The following is a 17,590-nucleotide window of genomic DNA, read 5'->3' on the forward strand; positions in this document are numbered from 1 at the left end:
ATGGAATTCACCACTCAACACTTCATCGCATTGGCGCCGATGCTGATCACCACCATCACCACGGTGGTGGTGATGCTGGCGATCGCCTGGAAGCGCAACCACTCGCAAACCTTCCTGCTGTCCACCGTGGGCCTTAACCTGGCCCTGCTGTCGATCCTGCCGGCGCTGAAGGTTGCGCCGCTGGCGGTCACCCCGCTGATCACCATCGACAAGTTCGCCTGCCTGTACATGGCGATCATCCTGGTGGCCACGCTGGCCTGCGTCACCCTCGCCCACGCCTACCTCGGCGAAGGCTCCAAGGGCTTCCCGGGCAACCGTGAAGAACTCTACCTGCTGCTGCTGATGTCGGCCCTCGGCGGCCTGGTGCTGGTCAGCGCCAACCACCTGGCCGGCCTGTTCATCGGCCTGGAGCTGCTGTCGGTACCGGTCTACGGCCTGGTGGCGTATGCGTTCTTCAACAAGCGCTCACTGGAAGCCGGCATCAAGTACATGGTGCTGTCGGCCGCCGGCTCGGCCTTCCTGCTGTTCGGCATGGCCTTGCTGTACGCCGATGCCGGCAGCCTGAGCTTCGACCAGATCGGCAAGGCCCTGGCTGCCACCAGCATGCCAAGCCTGGTGGCCCAACTGGGCCTGGGCATGATGCTGGTCGGCCTGGCCTTCAAGCTGTCGCTGGTACCGTTCCACCTGTGGACCCCGGACGTGTACGAAGGCGCCCCGGCGCCGGTCGCTGCGTTCCTGGCCACCGCCAGCAAGGTCGCGGTGTTTGCCGTGGTGGTACGCCTGTTCATGCTCTCCCCTGCTGCCAGCAGCGGCGTGCTGAGCACCGTACTGGCCGTCATCGCCGTCGCCTCGATCCTGGTCGGTAACCTGCTGGCGCTGACCCAGAGCAACCTCAAGCGCCTGCTGGGTTACTCGTCCATCGCCCACTTCGGCTACCTGGTCATCGCCCTGGTCGCCAGCAAGGGCCTGGCCCTGGAAGCCATGGGCGTGTACCTGGTTACCTACGTGATCACCAGCCTGGGCGCGTTCGGCGTCATCACCCTGATGTCCTCGCCTTACGGCGGCCGTGACGCCGATGCCCTGTACGAGTACCGCGGCCTGTTCTGGCGCCGTCCGTACCTGACCGCGGTACTGACCGTAATGATGCTGTCGCTGGCGGGCATCCCGCTGACCGCCGGCTTCATCGGCAAGTTCTACATCATCGCCACCGGTGTCGAGTCGCACCTGTGGTGGCTGGTCGGTGCCCTGGTAATCGGTAGCGCCATCGGCGTGTACTACTACCTGCGCGTCATGGTCACCCTGTACCTGGTCGAGCCGAACCTGCGTCGCCACGACGCCCCGCTGAAGTGGGAACAGCGCACAGGTGGCGTCATGCTGCTGGCCATCGCCATTCTCGCCTTCGTGCTGGGTGTCTACCCGCAACCGCTGCTGGAAATGGTCCAGCAAGCCGGCCTGCAACTGATCGGCTGATTGCCCTGGCAATACAAAACACCCCGCTTATGCGGGGTGTTTTTTTATCTGCGCGTTTTCTATCGGTGAGCATGCTGGCTCATTCGCCGGGGCTGCCCTGCCCTGCCCCCGGCAGCGCTGCCTTGCGCAAGTCACCATTGGCAGAAGGCAGGTAGACTTCCGGGTTGGGCATGCCGCTGGGGGAAAGCTCATGGGTCATTTCAAATTCGGCACGCACCGACCAGCCACACGCCTCAGTGGTGCATTGCAAATAAGCGATGCGCAGGAAAATATGTCGCCCTTCACTGGTGCGGATGCGCATCCGACTGTGGCAATGCGGGCAAACCAGCTTGTATGTACTCACGGCAAGTACCTGCAAGCACGGTCAAGCTGCATCTGCTGTGAGAATGCTCGCTCGTTCGTGTCAGTATTAACTGCAAAGGTAGGTGTATTCTTCAGTTTGATGTTTCTCATTGCAGAAATGCTCCTTAAAACGCAGGGCTGTATTCATAACGAGTAGTTTAAGCCCATGGAATATCATTAAACCAGTCATGGATATTTGTTATGAGTACTCACGTACTTGCTGCGGTGCTTACCCGCCTTAAGCTGCTAACCGGCGCTCAGTCCGATGCCGAGCTGTCCAGGGCGCTGTCGGTAAGCCCGCAGACGCTGAGCAGCTGGAAAGTTCGCGACAGCATTCCTTACTCAATTTGCATAGACATAGCCAAACAGCATGCCTGCTCGCTGGACTGGCTGTTGCTGGGCCAGGTCAAGCAGGCCACCACAGGCCCGGATCAAGTTGACTGGGAGTGCGAAATGCTTGAGCGTTTGCGTACGCTATCGCCCAATGACCGCCAGTCGATCCTGCTGTTCATCAAGGACAAGCAACGCATCCAGCAGCTGGAAAAGCAACTGAGCGAGCTCGGCGGCGTGGCCCAAGGTTAACCCCGACGGCGCCAACGCTGAATCAGCTCACGCGGGTCCAGCGTATCCACCAGGACCATGACCTTGAGGCTGATGGGGATCACCACAACAGCGGCCACAAATGCCGCCATACCGCGAGTCAGCAGAGGCACCAATGACGAAACCAGTGGCTCGAACAAATGGCCCACCCCCACGGTCACGAACACCAGCAGCAATTTCTTGCTCAGTGTCAGACGCCTGGCGGTATTGGTGATCAGCCGGTCACGCGCCGCACTTACCAGCAGTGCCCCCAGCAATGCGGCGAACAGTACATTGCCATCCACACCCAGCAACTCCATCACGGCCGGTGCCAGGTTGTCGAAAACAGATTGCTCAGGCATGACTCAGCCCTCGTCGCGAACCCCTCAGGTAGGCGGTCGAACCCAGGCTATACATGACCGCCGCTTCGACATAACGGATGTAGCACACCCGCAAGGCACGCCCCTGGTCATGCCCGGCCACATCCTCGAGGCGTTTGTAGCCCCGCTCACGCAGCGCCGCGCGCCAACGGGCGAACTCACGTGCAGCATCAATGGCGGCACAGCGGGCGGCCACTTCCAGCGCTGCATCACTGACAGGCCGCTGCAGGTTCAGGCGTGCACGCAGCCTGCCCAGGTCCACCCGTGGCCAGAACGGGTCATGGCAATCGGCAAAACGCGGTAGCCGAGGATCATTACTCATGCATCACCCCCTCACTGCTCGGCCAGCATGCCGTAGCGAATGGCCTTGATTACCGCAGCCACCCGGGTGGGCACATCGAATTTGCGCAGGATGTTGGACACGTGAAAGTTCACGGTCGATTCCTTGCACGCCAGGATCTGGCCGATTTCCCACGAGCTCTTGCCATAGGCACACCACAACAGCACCTGCTGTTCACGTGGCGTCAGGCGAACCGGGGCGTCCGCCGGGGGTTGCTGCAAGTGTCGAGCGTTGTCGGTCATGTTTGAACTCCACGGGTGATTGAGCGAGGCATTGCTGCCGGTCTGCAGTCACCTTACGAAGCACAACCCGTTCGCCTCCATTGCCAGGGCTTGTAAAGAAGTTTCGTACAAAAGCGTCTGACGAAGACTGCACGAAAATTGCCGGTTTTCTTCGTGCTCCAAGCGGCATTTCGCTCGTCTCAACGCCGTTGTCCATTCGCCTTTCGCCTGGAGTCGTACAATGCGTTGCGTTTTGCCCCTGTCATCCTGCCTCGGCCTGCTGGCTGCTATTGGCACCGCCCAGCCCGCCGTGGCGGCACCTTCGGTCGAGTTGGGCCAGGTGCTGATCACCGATGAGGAACAGAACGAACTGACGGCAGCCAGCGAGCGCCTGCGCGAAGTACCAGGTGCCAGCAACCTGGTGGACATGCAACGTGTGGGGCAAGGCCGGGTGGCCAGCAACCAGGACGTGCTGGCCTACCAGCCCGGGGTGTTCGCGCAATCGGCAGGCAATGACGGCATCAAATTGTCGATCCGTGGCTCGGGCATCAACCGTGCGCCGGGGGCGCATGGCTCCGGTGTGTACACGATGTTTGACGGCCTGCCGCTGACTGGCCCGGGGGGTACACCCTATGAGTTGTTCGAACCACTGTGGCTGAGCCGTGCCGAGGTGTTGCGCGGTGCCAATGGTTTTGACCGGGGCTCGCTGGCCCTGGGCGGTGCGATCAACTACGTCACCCACACCGGTTACGACGCCGCGCCCCTGCAGGTACGCTATGAGATCGGCAGCCGTGGCTACCAGCACCGGCACATCAGCTCGGGCCAGGTGCTGGGCAACCTCGACTACTACGTGGCGCTGACCGATTCGGAATATGACGGCTACCAGGATCACAGCAGCGGCAGCGCCAAAGGCATCGCCGCCAATGTCGGCTACCGTTTCAACCCGAACCTGGAAACCCGTTTCTACCTGCGCTACCGGGAAACCGAAAACGAACTGGCCGGGCGCCTGACCAAGGACCAGATCAAGCACCATCCGCGCGCGGCCAACCCGGCCTATCTGGCTCGCGACGACAGCCGCCCACAACCGGGCAGCACCTGGGTCGGTAACAAGACCACCTTCTACCTCGACGATGACGCGCGCCTGGAAGCAGGCCTGGTTTACCACGATTACCCGATGGACCTGCGCGAAGGCCCGATGCGCCTGAAAGTGGCCTACACCGACGTCAGCGGCACGCTCAACTACTTCCGCCGCGACACCCTGTTCGGTCACGAAAGCAAGACCACGGTCGGCTGGCGTACCACCAAGCATTTGCCCAACAGCGGCGCTTCACAGTTCGCGCGCAATGGCGACGTATTTGGCGCACGGACCCGTGATTTCACCTACCAGGGTTCCGACACCGTAATACATGCCGGCAACGACCTGGAGCTGGTACCCAACCTGTGGCTGACCACCGGCCTGGCGATGATCTACACCCGCCGCGAAAGTGACGTTACCTACCCCGCCGAAGGCGGCAAGGTCAGCATGCATGACTGGGACTACGCGCCACGCGTGGGGCTGCGTTACGACATCCGCCCGGACCTGCAAGTGTACGGCAACCTCAGCCGCTCGGTAGAGCCGCCACACCCGTGGTCGCTGATCTGGAGCGCGCCGAGCACCGGCGGCAAGCAGATCCAGCCAATCGAAATGCAGAATCAGACTGCCACGACCCTGGAACTGGGTGCGCGCGGCGACTCCGCGCTCGGCCGCTGGGACTTGGCCTGGTACTACTCGCAGGTGCGCCACGAACTGCTCGCCGTGGAAGTGGTGCCAAACTTCACCTCGGAGTTCAACGCCAGCGCCACCGTGCATCAAGGTGTGGAAGCCGGCCTCGACAGCACGCTGTGGGAGCGCCCGGGTAGCGGCAAGTTGAGCTTGCGCCAGGCCTACACCTTCAGTGACTTCCATTACCGGGATGATGACAAGTTCGGCGATAACCGCCTGCCCGGCATCCCCATGCACTACTACCAGGCCGAGTTGCGCTACGACTGGCCGAGTGGTTTTTATGCCGGGGTGAATACGCAGATGGCGTCGAAGGTGCAGGTGGACTATGCCAACAGCTACCACGCCGATGAATATGCCCTGCTTGGCGCACGCATTGGCTGGGACTCGCCGAAACAGGACTGGCAGACCTGGCTGGACCTGCGCAACCTGACCAACAAGCGCTATGCGGCGACGGTGACACCGGCCTATAACGATGCTGGTAACGACAATGCCCGGTCTACGCCGGGTGAAGGCTTTAGCGTGTATGCCGGGGTTTCCTATAGCTTCCGCTGAAATGCCCAAAGAACTGCTGATCCGATCGGGGCTGCTTTGCAGCCCTTCGCGGGCACGCCCGCTCCCACAGGGATCGTGCGCTTTCCAGGATAAGCGCAATACCTGTGGGAGCGGGTTCACCCGCGAACACCGGCGCAGCCGGTGCCATGCACCGCGTAGGATTCTTCGCGGGTAAACCCGCTCCCACAGGGATAGTGCAAGGTTCAGGCGTTGAATAGAGCGGTTCAGACCGCCCGGTTCAACTTCACCCACGAAGCAAACTTGTCGACAAACGCCTGCAAGAACGGCCGGGTCTTATCGGTGAGCTTGCCCGAGTCCTCGAACAGGCTCGCCGCACCGCCAATGTAAGCCTCAGGCATCTGCATGCAGGGCATGTCCAGAAACACCAGCGACTGGCGCACGGCATGGTTGGCGCCAAAGCCACCAATGGCTCCTGGTGACACACTCACCACCGCCGTGGGCTTGCCACTCCAGGCACTTTGCCCGTACGGCCGCGAGCCGACATCAATGGCGTTCTTCAGGCAACCCGGCACCGAGCGGTTGTATTCCGGGGTAACGAACAGCACCGCATCGCTGTGACGAATCTCCTCGCGAAAACGCGTCCAGGCTTCCGGCGCCCCATCGGCCTCAACATCCTCGTTATACAACGGCAGGTCGCCAATCTCGACGATCTTCAGGGCAAGGCTGGACGGTGCCAGCTCCGAAAGTGCGCGGGCGACCTTGCGATTGTAGGACTCCTTGCGCAAGCTACCGACGACAACCGCTACCGAATACACCTGGCTCATGGCAATTTCCAACCTTTGCTGGGTAAAGGGACGTTGTAGTTATAGATGACCGTTCCTCGGCGCCTTGGTTTTTTTTCCGTGCAGCGAAAACTTCCGGGCCTGTTCCACGGTCTATGTGTTCAGACAATTTCTACGTAATTCAGAGGTTTCCACCCAAATGGCAGCAGTAATCGTCGGCCAATTCCACGCCCGTGACGCCGAAGGCCGCATCTACCCCGTGCACGAGTTCCAGGAGTCGACCCTGCAACTCGACGGCAGCACACTGGGCGCCCCCATCACCACCTACCGCCTGGCCATCGGCGACAAGGTCAATCACCTGGGTGACAACCGCTTCGAGTTGGCCCGCAGCGGCGTCGAGATCACCCGCATTCCTTGATGCAATCCACCGTGTAGCCGCCGCTTTCGCTCTGCAGGCCATGCACGTCGGCGACAAAACCCGGGAAGCCTTGGTTGAACGCCCGGGCGAACGCCAGGTAGTCGAGGATCGAGCGGGTTGCCTCGGTAAACCGCTCCCCCGGCATGATCAACGGAATGCCGGGCGGGTACGGCACCAGCATTACCGCCGCCACACGCCCCAGCAGCGCCTCGATCGGCACTGCTTCCACCTCGCCGCGCACCATCTGGTCATAGGCCCGGGCCGGGCTCACGGCCGCTTCCGGCAACCGCGTGAACAGCCGCTTCAGCTGTTTGGCGGTGGCATTGGCGCGGTAGCAGTCATGCAACTGGTCGCACAGGTCGCGCAGGCCCATGCCCTGGTAGCGTGAAGCATCAGCGGCCAACACACTGGGCAGGCAACTGTTCAGCAGGGAATTGCCGTCATAGTGGCGCTTGAACTCCAGCAGCTCGGTAAGCAAGGTGCTCCACTTGCCCTTGGTGATGCCCATGGAGAACAGCACCAGAAAACTGTAGAGGCCGGTTTTTTCCACCACCAGCCCACGCTCCCAGAGAAACTTGCTGACCACCGCCGCCGGGATGCCGTGCTCGCCCAGCACACCGCCCGCGCTCAGGCCCGGCATTACCAGGGTAACTTTCAGCGGGTCAAGCAGCACGTAGTCTTCGGCTACCTCACCGAAACCATGCCAATCCGCCCCCGGCTGCAGCATCCAGTCCTGTGCCGCCAGGCGGTGGATGCCTTCGGCAGTGGGCGGTTGCCAGATGCTGAACCACCAGTCATCGGCAGCGATGTGTTCGCGCAAGTTGGCCAATGCACGCCGAAAGCTCAGTGCCTCGTCGAACATTTCCTGCAGCAGCGAGCGCCCGGCCGGCCCCTCCATCATGGTCGAAGCCACATCCAGCGAGGCCAGGATGCTGTATTGCGGCGAAGTCGAAATGTGCATCATGAAGGCCTCGTTGAACCGGTCACGGTCCAGCTGACGCCTGGCACCCTCCTGCACATGGATCATCGAGGCCTGGCTGAACGCTGCCAGCAGCTTGTGGGTGGAGTGGGTGCTGAACACCAACGGGCTGTCAGCGGCGCAGGCGGTGCCCATGGCATAACGCCCATTGAAGAACTCATGGAACGCTGCATAGGCGAACCACGCCTCATCAAAATGCAGCACTTCGACGCTGGCGCCCAACGCCTGCTTGATCATCCCGGCGTGGTAGCACAGGCCGTCGTAAGTGCAGTTGGTCACCACCGCCAGCTTGATGCGCTGCCCACGATCACGGGCAAGCGGGTTGGCCTGGATTTTCGCCGCAATCGCCTCGTCGCTGAACTCACTGAGCGGGATCGGCCCGATGATGCCCAGTTCGTTACGTTCGGGGCACAGGTACAGGGGGATGGCGCCGGTCATGATGATCGCGTGCACCACCGACTTGTGGCAGTTGCGGTCCACCAGCACCAGGTCGTCGCGGCCGACCATGGCGTGCCAGACGATCTTGTTGGCGGTGGAGGTGCCATTGATGACGAAGAAGGTGTGGTCGGCGCCAAAGTTGCGCGCCGCCCGGGCTTCGGCTTCGGCCAGCGGCCCGGTATGGTCGAGCAGCGACCCCAGTTCCGGCACGGAAACGGACAAGTCCGAGCGCAGGGTGTTCTCCCCGAAGAACTGGTGAAAGGCCTGGCCGACAGGGCTTTTGTGGTAGGCCACGCCGCCACCGTGCCCCGGGGTATGCCAGGAATAGTTGGACTGCGCTGTGTGCTGCACCAGCGCCTTGAAGAACGGCGGCAGCAGGCCGTCGAGGTAAGTATGTGCAGCGCGCGCCACCTGGCGGGCGAGGAATGGCACGGTGTCTTCAAACAGGTAAAGGATGCCACGCAGCTGGTTGAGCTCGCTCATGGCCTCGGCAGGGGCGTTTTCCAGGGTGACCTGCTCGCCTAGGGCGAAGATCGGCAGGTTCGGTGCACGCAGGCGCGCCAGGCGGATCAGCTCGGCCATGTTCTGCAGCAGGTGGGTGTTCTCGCCAGCACCTTCGGCGGCGATCAGCATGCAGGCCAGGCCATGGTGGGTGGCGGCGACCAGGCGCGCTTCGGCGTGGTCGGCGGCCTTGATGACGGTGAAGCCGTCCTGGGTCAGCTCGTCGGCGATGCCCCGCACCCGCTCGCCGGCGACACTGTCGGCCTTGATGGCGCGGTGGACGATGAGGATAGGGAACTTGAGGTCCTTGTACATCAGGTGGCTACCTCCGAAGGACATGGGGTCCATTTCAGGGTAGTTGAGCCTTGTATTGCCTGTACTGGCCTCTTCGCGGGTGAACCCGCTCCCACAGGGTTCTCCACAGCCCTTAGCCCTTGTGCGACCCCTGTGGGAGCGGGTTTACCCGCGAAAGGGCCAGAACAAACTACAAATCAGCCAGCCGGTGTCTCGGTCAAAACCTGCCACATCGACGGCCCGCCCGCCGACTTGGCCACCGCCGCCAACCGCTCGGCATGCGCCTCCAGCTCTTCGGCACTGGCCATGATTACCCGCCCCGGCGCCCGCCCGGTAATCCGCCGGATCTCGCTACCACCCGCACCCTGCCCGTCACCCTCGGCGTCTGCCCCATGCTCAGCCAGCGACAGGCTGGTCTGACCACCGGTCATCGCCAGGTAGACGTCGGCCAGCAGTTCCGAGTCAAGCAGTGCGCCGTGCAGTTCACGGCCGGAGTTGTCGATGTCGTAGCGTTTGCACAGCGCATCGAGGCTGTTGCGCTGTCCGGGGTGGCGCGAGCGCGCCAGCAGCAGGGTATCGAGGATGGTGCAGTACTGCGAGGCATCAGCGCGGTGCTGCTGGCCCAGCAAGGCGAATTCGTTGTTGATGAAACCAACGTCGAACGCCGCGTTGTGGATGACCAGCGTGGCACCCTGGATGAAGTCGAAGAACTCCTCGGCAACATCGCCAAAGCGGGGTTTGCCGACCAGGAATGCATCGGTGATGCCGTGGACGTTGATCGCGCCCTCGTCACTCTCGCGGTCCGGCTGCAGGTAGACGTGGAAGTGCCGCCCGGTCAGGCGCCGGCCGATCACCTCGACACAGCCGATCTCGATGATCCGGTGGCCTTCGCCAACCGGCATGCCCGTGGTTTCGGTATCGAGAATGACGAACCGTTTATCTTGCTGCTGCTCCACGCGGGGCGCTCCAACTTGCATCAGTTACAAAGGCCGCGATTGTACCCCAGCTCAACGCTGGGCGCGCACCTCATCGACCCCACGGTTGGCCAACTGGTCGGCGCGTTCGTTGCCAGGGTGGCCGATATGGCCGCGCACCCACTTCCAGGTCACCTTGTGGCGGTTGACCTGTTCATCCAGCAGCTGCCACAGGTCGGCGTTCTTCACCGGCTCCTTGGCTGCAGTTTTCCAGCCGCGCTTCTTCCAGTTGACCATCCATTCATTGATGCCCTTCATCACGTACTGCGAGTCGGTGGTCAGCACCACGTCGCATTCACGCTTCAGCGACATCAAGCCTTGTATCGCCGCCATCAGCTCCATGCGGTTGTTGGTGGTCTCACGCTCGCCGCCCCACAGTTCCTTCTCGACGCCCTTGTAGATCATCAGCACGCCCCAGCCACCCGGGCCAGGGTTGCCCTTGCAGGCACCATCAGTAAACATCTCGACGCTATCGCTCATGTACCACTCTTGAATTCAGTGCTTGTCAGTTTCAGGGTTGGCCGCCGTGCGGTTGACCTTGGCCAGCGGCAACGGCAACAGCTTGCCCATCGGCTCGCGGCGTGCCTGGCGCAACGGCCGCAGGCCGACCACCATCTTGCGCGCCACCAGCAGGTACACCCCGCCACCGGAGCCCTGCCAGCCGCCGGCCAGCCGCTCCCAGCCTTCCAGGCGTTGCTGCCAGGCCGGGGAGGCAAGCGGCGGACGATAGCACCCGAAGCGGCGTTTCTCCAGCGCGAAGCCCAGCAGGTTGAGCCAGTCGCCCACCCGCGAAGGCGAGATGCAGCGTGCCTTGCGCAGCGCACCGTGGCTGAAGAAATGGCGCATGCCCCAGCTGCTCCACGGGTTGATCCCGACGATCAGCAGGTGCCCGCCCGGGCGCACGGCACTGGCCGCCTCGCGCAGCAGGCCATGCGGCGACAGGCAGAAGTCCAGGCCATGCTGCAGCACCACCACGTCGGCGGCATGCTCGCTCAGTGGCCAGGCCTGCTCTTCGCAAACAATCTCCACACCCGGCAACGGCGCACCAAGGCGCACATTGCGCTGCACCTGAGGGGCGCTGGGCGGCGGCTCGGCGCAGGGCCCGTAATGCACCAGGTAACCGCCAAAGAAGCGCCCGAGCTCTTCTTCCAGCAGTTTTTCCTCTTCCTTGAGCATCAGCTGGCCGAGTGGGCCGTTGAACCACTCACGGGCCAGGCTGATCAGCTCGACCCAGTCCGGGTCGGCCTGGGCAAAGGCTTGGTCGGTCATTGCGCTCTCCCTCGAAGGTTCTCCCACCGCGCCATCGCGGCTAAGATGCCCTCATGTGCCACGCTAGGCGAATCGGATCCGCACCATGATACAGATCGATGCTCTCCCCGCTTTCTCCGACAACTACATCTGGTTGTTACAGGATACTGCCAAACGCCGTTGTGCGGTGGTCGACCCCGGTGATGCCGGCCCGGTGGAACGCTGGCTGGCAGCCCACCCCGAGTGGGTATTGAGCGATATCCTCATCACCCACCACCACAACGACCATGTCGGCGGTGTGGAACGGCTCAAGCAACTGACCGGCGCGCGGGTGTGCGGCCCGGCCAATGAGCGTATACCTTGCCGTGACCTCGCGCTGGGCGAAGGCGACCAGCTGGACGTGCTGGGCGTGACCTTCCAGGTGCTGGCGGTACCCGGCCACACGCTGGGGCATGTCGCGTTCTTCAGCGACCAGCCGGCAACACCCGTGCTGTTCAGTGGCGACACCCTGTTTGCCGCCGGCTGCGGGCGCATGTTCGAAGGTACCCCCGAGCAGATGCAGCCTGCCCTCGCCCGCCTGGCCGCCCTGCCAGCGCAGACCGAGGTGTACTGCGCCCATGAATACACCCTCAGCAACCTGCGGTTTGCCAAAGCGGTGGAACCGACCAATCCGCACGTTCAACGACGGTTCGAGGACGTTACCCGTTTGCGCGCCGACAATCGCATCACCTTGCCATCAACGATTGGCCTGGAGTGCCTGACCAACCCCTTTTTGCGTACCTCTGAAACATTAGTTAAACAAAAAGCAGACGAATGGAAGGGACATTCAAACCCCACGCATGTCGCTGTTTTTGCTGCCTTGAGGTCTTGGAAGGACACCTTCTGATAACCGCAAGATATATCGCAATCGAGGGTCAAAGGTTGACCGGGCCCGGAGCGGTTTCTAGAATCGCCGAACTTTTTCGCCCGGATACCTGTGTCAGCCGATGTCTTTCCGTAGCCGCAGAACCTCTCATTCCGTCGCCCTGACGCGCCTGGCCCAAATCAGTGCGCTGGCCCTGGCCGCCACCCTGGTGGGCTGCCAGAGCACCCGTCAGCTCGACGAAGCCGATAGCGTTCGCGCGCATAACTACCAGGCGCGGATCAAGCACAAGCCTTCGCCGCTGCTGGTCAAACCGGCCGAGCAGGCGCCACAGGATGTGTGGGAACGCATGCGCCAGGGCTTTGCCCTGCAGGACAGCATCGACGTCAACCCGCGCATCGAGCAACAGCGCCTGTGGTTCGCCAGCAACCCGACCTTCATCGAAAGCGCCGGCGAGCGTGGCAGCCTGTACCTGCACTACATCGTCGAGCGCCTCGAAGAACGCGACATGCCGCTGGAGCTGGCCCTGCTGCCAGCCATCGAAAGCGCCTACAACCCGATGGCCTACTCGCGTGCCAGCGCTGCCGGCATGTGGCAGTTCATGCCGGCTACCGGTCGCCACTTCAACCTGCGCCAGACCAACTTCTACGACGGCCGCCGTGATGTCACCGCGTCGACCAACGCAGCGCTGGACTACCTGACCCGCCTGCACGACATGTTCAACGGCGACTGGCTGCTGGCCCTGGCGGCCTACAATGCCGGCGAAGGCACCGTTAGCCGGGCCATCGAGCGCAACGAAAAGCTTGGCCTGCCGACCGACTACTGGAACCTGCCACTGCCGCAGGAAACCCGTGACTACGTGCCCAAGCTGCTGGCGCTGTCGCAGGTGGTGTCCACACCAGAGGCGTATGGCGTCAATCTCACCCCGATCGCCAACGAACCGTACTTCGAAGCGGTGGCGATCAACGAACGCCTGGACCTGACCCGGGTTGCCGCCTTCGCCAACATCGACGAGGACGAGCTGATCCAGCTCAACCCGGCGTTCAAGAAACGCATGACCGTCGATGGCCCGAAACAACTGCTGGTACCGACCGCCAAGGCACAGCTGCTCAGTGCCAGCCTGTCCAACCTCAACCCCGAGCAACTGGTCAGCCTGCAACCGCCAAAAGCCGCATTCGCCCGCGCCGTGGCCGAAGCCAAGGCACCGGTGGCCGCGCGCAGCTACCGGGTCAAGCGTGGCGACAACCTCGGTGCCATCGCCAAGGCCAACCGCGTTTCGGTCAAGGACATCAAGCGCTGGAACCGTCTGTCCGGCAACAATCTGCGCGCCGGCCAGGTACTGGCCCTGCGCGGTGGCAATGCGCCAAGCGCCGCCGGCAACCGGGTAGCCGCCTCGGCGCAGCGCTCCACTCAATACAAGGTTCGCAAAGGTGATTCGCTGTACCTGGTGGCCAAGCGCTTCAACGTGGAAATGAAACACCTCAAGCGCTGGAACCCACGCAGCGGCCACGCCCTCAAGCCAGGCCAGACCCTGACTGTCTACCTCGGCCATTGATACCCTCCTGCAGGACTGACGCGATCCCTTGTAGGAGCGGCCTTGTGTCGCGATCGGGCTGCGCAGCAGCCCCCGGATATTGAGGGCCATGCCGAAATCGATGGGGCTGCTGCGCAGCCCGATCGCGACACAAGGCCGCTCCTACAGTGACCGCGTCATCCTCGTCAAACAGAAGCCGGCACGTTCCCTTCAAAACCTCTCTTTTTCCAACCCCACCAAGCTGTTACTGTACCCCGAACAAAGCCCAACGCCCCTGGATCGGATGCCGACTTGATACGTCCCCTCCTGCTGTCAATCAGCCTGGCCTTGAGCTTTCCCGCAGCCGCGATGGTGAGCGAAAGCCACGGATACGCGCAGTTCGGCACGCTCAAGTACCCAGCCACCTTCACCCACTTCGACTGGGTCAACCCGCAAGCGCCCAAGGGCGGTACGTTGCGGGCCATGGCTTTTGGCACCTTCGACACGCTCAACCCCTATACCTTCAAGGGGTCGAGCCCGGTTACCACGCCCAATTTCCAGCAGTACGGCATCAGTGAGCTGAACGAGCCGCTGATGGTCGGTACCGGCCAGTACGACCCGTCCGGAGACGAGCCCACTTCCAGCTACGGCCTGATCGCTCGCTCGGTGGAATACAGCGAGGACCGCAGCTGGGTAGTGTTCAACCTTCGCCCGGAAGCCCGCTGGCATGACGGCAAGCCAATCACCTCGGCAGACGTGGCCTTCTCGTATCGCACGCTGCTCAAGGACGGCCACCCGATCTACCGCACCAACCTGCAGGAAGTGCAACGGGTAGACATTCTCGGCCCGCTGCGCATCCGCTTCGTGTTCAAGCGCGCCGGCAACCCGCTGCTGATCCTGCGCCTGGGCGAAATGCCGGTGCTGCCCAAGCACTACTGGCAAAAGCGCGACTTCAAGGCCACCACCTTCGAGCCACCACTGGGCAGCGGCCCGTACCGTATCACCGAAGTGCAGCCCGGGCGCCGGCTGGTGTTCGAGCGGGTGAAGAACTACTGGGGCAAGGACCTGGCGGTCAACCGTGGCAAGTACAACTTCAAGCGGGTGGAATACGAGTTCTACCGCGACGCCACAGTGGCCTTCGAAGCGTTCAAGGCCGGGGAGTTCGACATCTATATCGAGCACCAGGCCAAGAACTGGGCCAACGGCTATAACTTCCCGGCCGTGCGCCGTGGCGAAGTAATCAAGGCACAGATCCCGCACAGTATTCCCACGCAAACCCAGGGCCTGTTCATGAACAGCCGCCGCGCCAGCTTCAGCGACCCACGGGTGCGCCAGGCGCTGGGGCTGATGCTCGACTTCGAGTGGACCAACCGCGCACTGTTCAGCAGCGCCTATCGCCGCTCGACCAGCTACTACCCCAACAGCGAGTTCGCCGCCAGTGGCGTGCCCACCGGCAAGGAATGGCTGCTGCTGGCGCCGTTTCGCGACCAATTGCCAGCCAAGTTGTTCAGCGAACCGTACAAGGTCAGCCACACCGACGGCCGCGGGGTCAGCCGCCAGACCTTGCGCCAGGCTCTGGGCCTGCTCGCCGAGGCCGGCTGGAAACTGAACGGCCAGCGCCTGGTCGACAGCAAGGGCCAGCAGTTGCGCCTGGAACTACTGCTGGTAAACCCCAACCTTGAACGCATCCTGCAACCTTATGTCGAAAATCTGTCCAGCATCGGCATCGATGCGCGCTTGCGCACCGTGGACCGTGCCCAGTACAAACAACGCCTGGACCAGTTCGATTTCGACATGATTCTGATGACCCTCAACCAGACCCTGAGCCCCGGCCTCGAGCAGTGGCTGTACTTCCACTCCAGCCAGGCCGCGACCAAGGGCAGCAAGAACTATGCTGGGGTCAAGGACCCGGTGGTCGACCACTTGCTCGACACGCTGCTGGCCGCACGTACCCGCGACGACCAGGTTGCCGCCGCCCGCGCACTGGACCGCGTACTCTCATGGCAGTACTACATGATCCCCAACTGGTACCTCGACAACCATCGCCTGGCCTACCGTAACCGGTTCGCCTTCGTTACCACGCCGCCCTACACCCTCGGGCTGAACAGCTGGTGGATCAAGACTTCGGAGAAAGCCCAATGACGCCAACGCACCGTCTGCGCCGGCTGGCAGGCAGCCTGTTGCTCGCCTGCCTGAGCCTTCCCGCCCTGGCCGCACCGCAACATGCACTTACCCTGTACGACGAGCCGCCCAAGTACCCCGCCGACTTCAAGCACTTCGACTACGTCAACCCTGATGCGCCCAAGGGCGGCACCTTCCGCCAGTCCAGCTTCGGCGGCTTCGACAGCCTCAACCCGTTCATCAACAAAGGCGTGTCGGCCGAGAACATCGGCAGCATCTACGACACCTTGATGCGCCAGAGCCAGGACGAGCCGTTCACCGAGTACGGCCTGGTCGCCGGCAAGATCGAGAAAGCCCCGGACAACAGCTGGGTGCGCTTCTACCTGCGCCCGGAAGCACGCTTCCACGACGGCCACCCGATGCGCGCTGAAGATGTGGTATTCACCTTCAACGCCTTGATCAAGGACGGCGCACCGCTGTACCGCCAGTACTACGCCGACGTCGCCGAAGTGGTCGCCGAAGACCCGCTGAAAGTGCTGTTCAAGTTCAAGCACCAGAACAACCGCGAGCTGCCGCTAATTCTTGGCCAGTTGCCGGTACTGCCCAAGCACTGGTACGAAAACCGCGATTTCAACCGCGGCAACCTGGAAATTCCGCTGGGCAGCGGGCCGTACAAGGTCGCCGAGGTCAAGGCCGGGCGCTCGGTACGCTACGAGCGGGTCAAGGACTACTGGGCCAAGGACCTGCCGATCAACCGTGGCTTCTACAACTTCGACGTCATGACGTTCGACTCGTACCGCGACACCACCGTTGCCCTGGAAGCACTCAAGGCCGGGGCGTTTGACTATGGCCTGGAAGTGAGTGCGAAAAACTGGGCCACCGCCTACAACGTACCTGCCGTGCGCGATGGCCGGCTGATCAAGGAAGAGCTGCCCAACGGCAACCCCACCGGCATGCAGGGCTTCATCTTCAACATCCGCCGCCCGGTGTTCCAGGACGTGCGCGTGCGCCAGGCACTGAGCCTGCTGCTGGATTACGAGTGGACCAACAAGCAGCTGTTCAACGGTGCCTATACCCGCACCGGCAGCTACTTCGACAACTCGGAAATGGCCGCCCACGGCCTGCCCGGCCCTGGCGAGCTGAAGATCCTCGAACCGCTGCGCGGCAAAATCCCTGACCAGGTATTCACCGAAGCCTTCCACAACCCGGTCAGCGACGGCAGCGGCATGATCCGCGAGCAACAGCGCCAGGCCTACAAGCTGCTGCAGGAAGCCGGCTGGAAAATCGTCGACGACAAGATGGTCGATGCCCAGGGCAAGCCGGTGAGTATCGAGTTCCTGCTGGCGCAGACCGAGTTCGAGCGCATCCTGCTGCCGTTCAAGCGCAACCTCGCCGACCTCGGGATCGAGCTGAACATCCGCCGGGTCGACGTGTCGCAATACATCACCCGCCTGCGCTCACGCGACTACGACATGATCGTCGGCGGCTACCCGCAGTCCAACTCGCCGGGCAACGAGCAGCGTGAGTTCTGGTCCAGCGCCGCCGCCGACAACCCCGGCAGCCGCAACTTCATCGGCCTGCGCGACCCGGCCATCGACCAACTGGTGGACCAGCTGATCAACGCCGATTCGCGGCAAAGCCTGGTCGACCACTGCCGCGCCCTCGACCGCGTGCTGCTGTGGGGCTACTACGTGATCCCCAACTGGCACATCAAGACCTGGCGCGTGGCGTACTGGAACCACATCGGCCACCCCAAGGTGTCGCCCAAGTACGACATCGGCATCGACACCTGGTGGATCAAGCCCGGAGTAACCCCGGCGGTCAGCGAAGCCCCTGCAGACGAGGCCAACTGA

At 62.7% G+C, this 17,590-nt stretch carries 18 protein-coding genes; 9 read left to right on the forward strand and 9 right to left on the reverse strand.

The window, feature by feature from the left end:
- Positions 1 to 1,470, forward strand: coding sequence for an NADH-quinone oxidoreductase subunit NuoN (gene nuoN, locus IAE39_RS04215; protein ID WP_201199669.1), 1,470 nt, complete (start codon positions 1 to 3; stop codon positions 1,468 to 1,470).
- Positions 1,471 to 1,549: 79 nt separating this feature from the next.
- Here nuoN and IAE39_RS04220 read toward each other — a convergent pair whose 3' ends face one another.
- On the reverse strand, positions 1,550 to 1,813 hold the full coding sequence (locus tag IAE39_RS04220) for an ogr/Delta-like zinc finger family protein (RefSeq protein ID WP_110744713.1): 264 nt from the start codon (positions 1,811 to 1,813) through the stop codon (positions 1,550 to 1,552).
- A 200-nt stretch (positions 1,814 to 2,013) separates the two neighbouring features.
- On the opposite strand from IAE39_RS04220, the gene IAE39_RS04225 reads away from it, so the two are divergent.
- The gene (locus IAE39_RS04225) at positions 2,014 to 2,394 is read left to right on the forward strand and encodes a helix-turn-helix domain-containing protein (RefSeq protein WP_201199670.1); all 381 of its coding nucleotides are present in this window, start codon (positions 2,014 to 2,016) and stop codon (positions 2,392 to 2,394) included.
- Here the strand turns inward: IAE39_RS04225 and IAE39_RS04230 are convergent.
- The 3 genes from IAE39_RS04230 to IAE39_RS04240 are packed head-to-tail and all read right to left on the reverse strand — an operon-like array spanning position 2,391 to position 3,353.
- Entirely contained in the window at positions 2,391 to 2,753 is a 363-nt protein-coding gene (locus tag IAE39_RS04230) for a hypothetical protein (protein WP_201199671.1), read from the reverse strand. The two genes, IAE39_RS04225 and IAE39_RS04230, sit on opposite strands and share 4 nt — an antisense overlap.
- On the reverse strand, positions 2,746 to 3,093 hold the full coding sequence (locus IAE39_RS04235; protein ID WP_201199672.1) for a head completion/stabilization protein: 348 nt from the start codon (positions 3,091 to 3,093) through the stop codon (positions 2,746 to 2,748). Before IAE39_RS04235 ends, IAE39_RS04230 begins: the two co-directional genes overlap by 8 nt.
- An 11-nt stretch (positions 3,094 to 3,104) precedes the next feature.
- Positions 3,105 to 3,353 carry a helix-turn-helix domain-containing protein gene (locus tag IAE39_RS04240; RefSeq protein ID WP_201199674.1) on the reverse strand — a complete coding sequence of 83 codons (249 nt, stop codon included), beginning with the start codon at positions 3,351 to 3,353 and terminating at the stop codon, positions 3,105 to 3,107.
- A gap of 220 nt (positions 3,354 to 3,573) precedes the next feature.
- Here IAE39_RS04240 and IAE39_RS04245 point away from each other — a divergent pair, with 220 nt between their 5' ends.
- Entirely contained in the window at positions 3,574 to 5,646 is a 2,073-nt protein-coding gene (locus IAE39_RS04245) for a TonB-dependent receptor family protein (protein WP_201199676.1), read from the forward strand.
- Positions 5,647 to 5,870: 224 nt separating this feature from the next.
- Here IAE39_RS04245 and chrR read toward each other — a convergent pair whose 3' ends face one another.
- Positions 5,871 to 6,431, reverse strand: coding sequence for a class I chromate reductase ChrR (chrR, locus tag IAE39_RS04250; RefSeq protein WP_201199685.1), 561 nt, complete (start codon positions 6,429 to 6,431; stop codon positions 5,871 to 5,873).
- A 157-nt stretch (positions 6,432 to 6,588) separates the two neighbouring features.
- Here chrR and IAE39_RS04255 point away from each other — a divergent pair, with 157 nt between their 5' ends.
- A complete protein-coding gene (locus IAE39_RS04255) occupies positions 6,589 to 6,807 on the forward strand; it encodes a hypothetical protein (RefSeq protein WP_201199687.1) in 219 nt (72 codons plus the stop codon).
- Here the strand turns inward: IAE39_RS04255 and IAE39_RS04260 are convergent.
- The 4 genes from IAE39_RS04260 to IAE39_RS04275 form a co-directional block, all read right to left on the reverse strand.
- Entirely contained in the window at positions 6,791 to 9,040 is a 2,250-nt protein-coding gene (locus IAE39_RS04260) for an Orn/Lys/Arg decarboxylase N-terminal domain-containing protein (RefSeq protein WP_201199747.1), read from the reverse strand. The two genes, IAE39_RS04255 and IAE39_RS04260, sit on opposite strands and share 17 nt — an antisense overlap.
- A 176-nt stretch (positions 9,041 to 9,216) precedes the next feature.
- On the reverse strand, positions 9,217 to 9,975 hold the full coding sequence (gene dnaQ / locus IAE39_RS04265) for a DNA polymerase III subunit epsilon (RefSeq protein ID WP_201199689.1): 759 nt from the start codon (positions 9,973 to 9,975) through the stop codon (positions 9,217 to 9,219).
- Positions 9,976 to 10,026: 51 nt separating this feature from the next.
- Positions 10,027 to 10,473, reverse strand: a complete 447-nt coding sequence (rnhA, locus tag IAE39_RS04270; protein WP_201199691.1) for a ribonuclease HI — start codon at positions 10,471 to 10,473, stop codon at positions 10,027 to 10,029.
- A 15-nt stretch (positions 10,474 to 10,488) separates the two neighbouring features.
- Positions 10,489 to 11,262 carry a class I SAM-dependent methyltransferase gene (locus IAE39_RS04275; protein ID WP_201199693.1) on the reverse strand — a complete coding sequence of 258 codons (774 nt, stop codon included), beginning with the start codon at positions 11,260 to 11,262 and terminating at the stop codon, positions 10,489 to 10,491.
- 85 nt (positions 11,263 to 11,347) lie between these two features.
- On the opposite strand from IAE39_RS04275, the gene gloB reads away from it, so the two are divergent.
- The 5 genes from gloB to IAE39_RS04300 all read left to right on the forward strand — a co-directional run bounded on the left by gloB (position 11,348) and on the right by IAE39_RS04300 (position 17,590).
- Positions 11,348 to 12,127, forward strand: a complete 780-nt coding sequence (gene gloB / locus IAE39_RS04280; RefSeq protein WP_201199695.1) for a hydroxyacylglutathione hydrolase — start codon at positions 11,348 to 11,350, stop codon at positions 12,125 to 12,127.
- Positions 12,128 to 12,227: 100 nt separating this feature from the next.
- Positions 12,228 to 13,658, forward strand: a complete 1,431-nt coding sequence (locus IAE39_RS04285) for a lytic transglycosylase domain-containing protein (protein WP_201199703.1) — start codon at positions 12,228 to 12,230, stop codon at positions 13,656 to 13,658.
- A gap of 88 nt (positions 13,659 to 13,746) precedes the next feature.
- Positions 13,747 to 13,932: a hypothetical protein gene (locus IAE39_RS04290; RefSeq protein ID WP_201199705.1), complete on the forward strand. Its 186-nt coding sequence runs from the start codon at positions 13,747 to 13,749 to the stop codon at positions 13,930 to 13,932.
- The gene (locus tag IAE39_RS04295) at positions 13,929 to 15,758 is read left to right on the forward strand and encodes an extracellular solute-binding protein (RefSeq protein ID WP_201199706.1); all 1,830 of its coding nucleotides are present in this window, start codon (positions 13,929 to 13,931) and stop codon (positions 15,756 to 15,758) included. The genes IAE39_RS04290 and IAE39_RS04295 overlap by 4 nt, the downstream gene beginning before the upstream one ends.
- Positions 15,755 to 17,590, forward strand: a complete 1,836-nt coding sequence (locus tag IAE39_RS04300; protein WP_201199708.1) for an extracellular solute-binding protein — start codon at positions 15,755 to 15,757, stop codon at positions 17,588 to 17,590. The genes IAE39_RS04295 and IAE39_RS04300 overlap by 4 nt, the downstream gene beginning before the upstream one ends.

The sequence above is a fragment of the Pseudomonas sp. S37 genome (genome assembly GCF_016658545.1).
Classification (GTDB): Bacteria; Pseudomonadota; Gammaproteobacteria; order Pseudomonadales; family Pseudomonadaceae; genus Aquipseudomonas.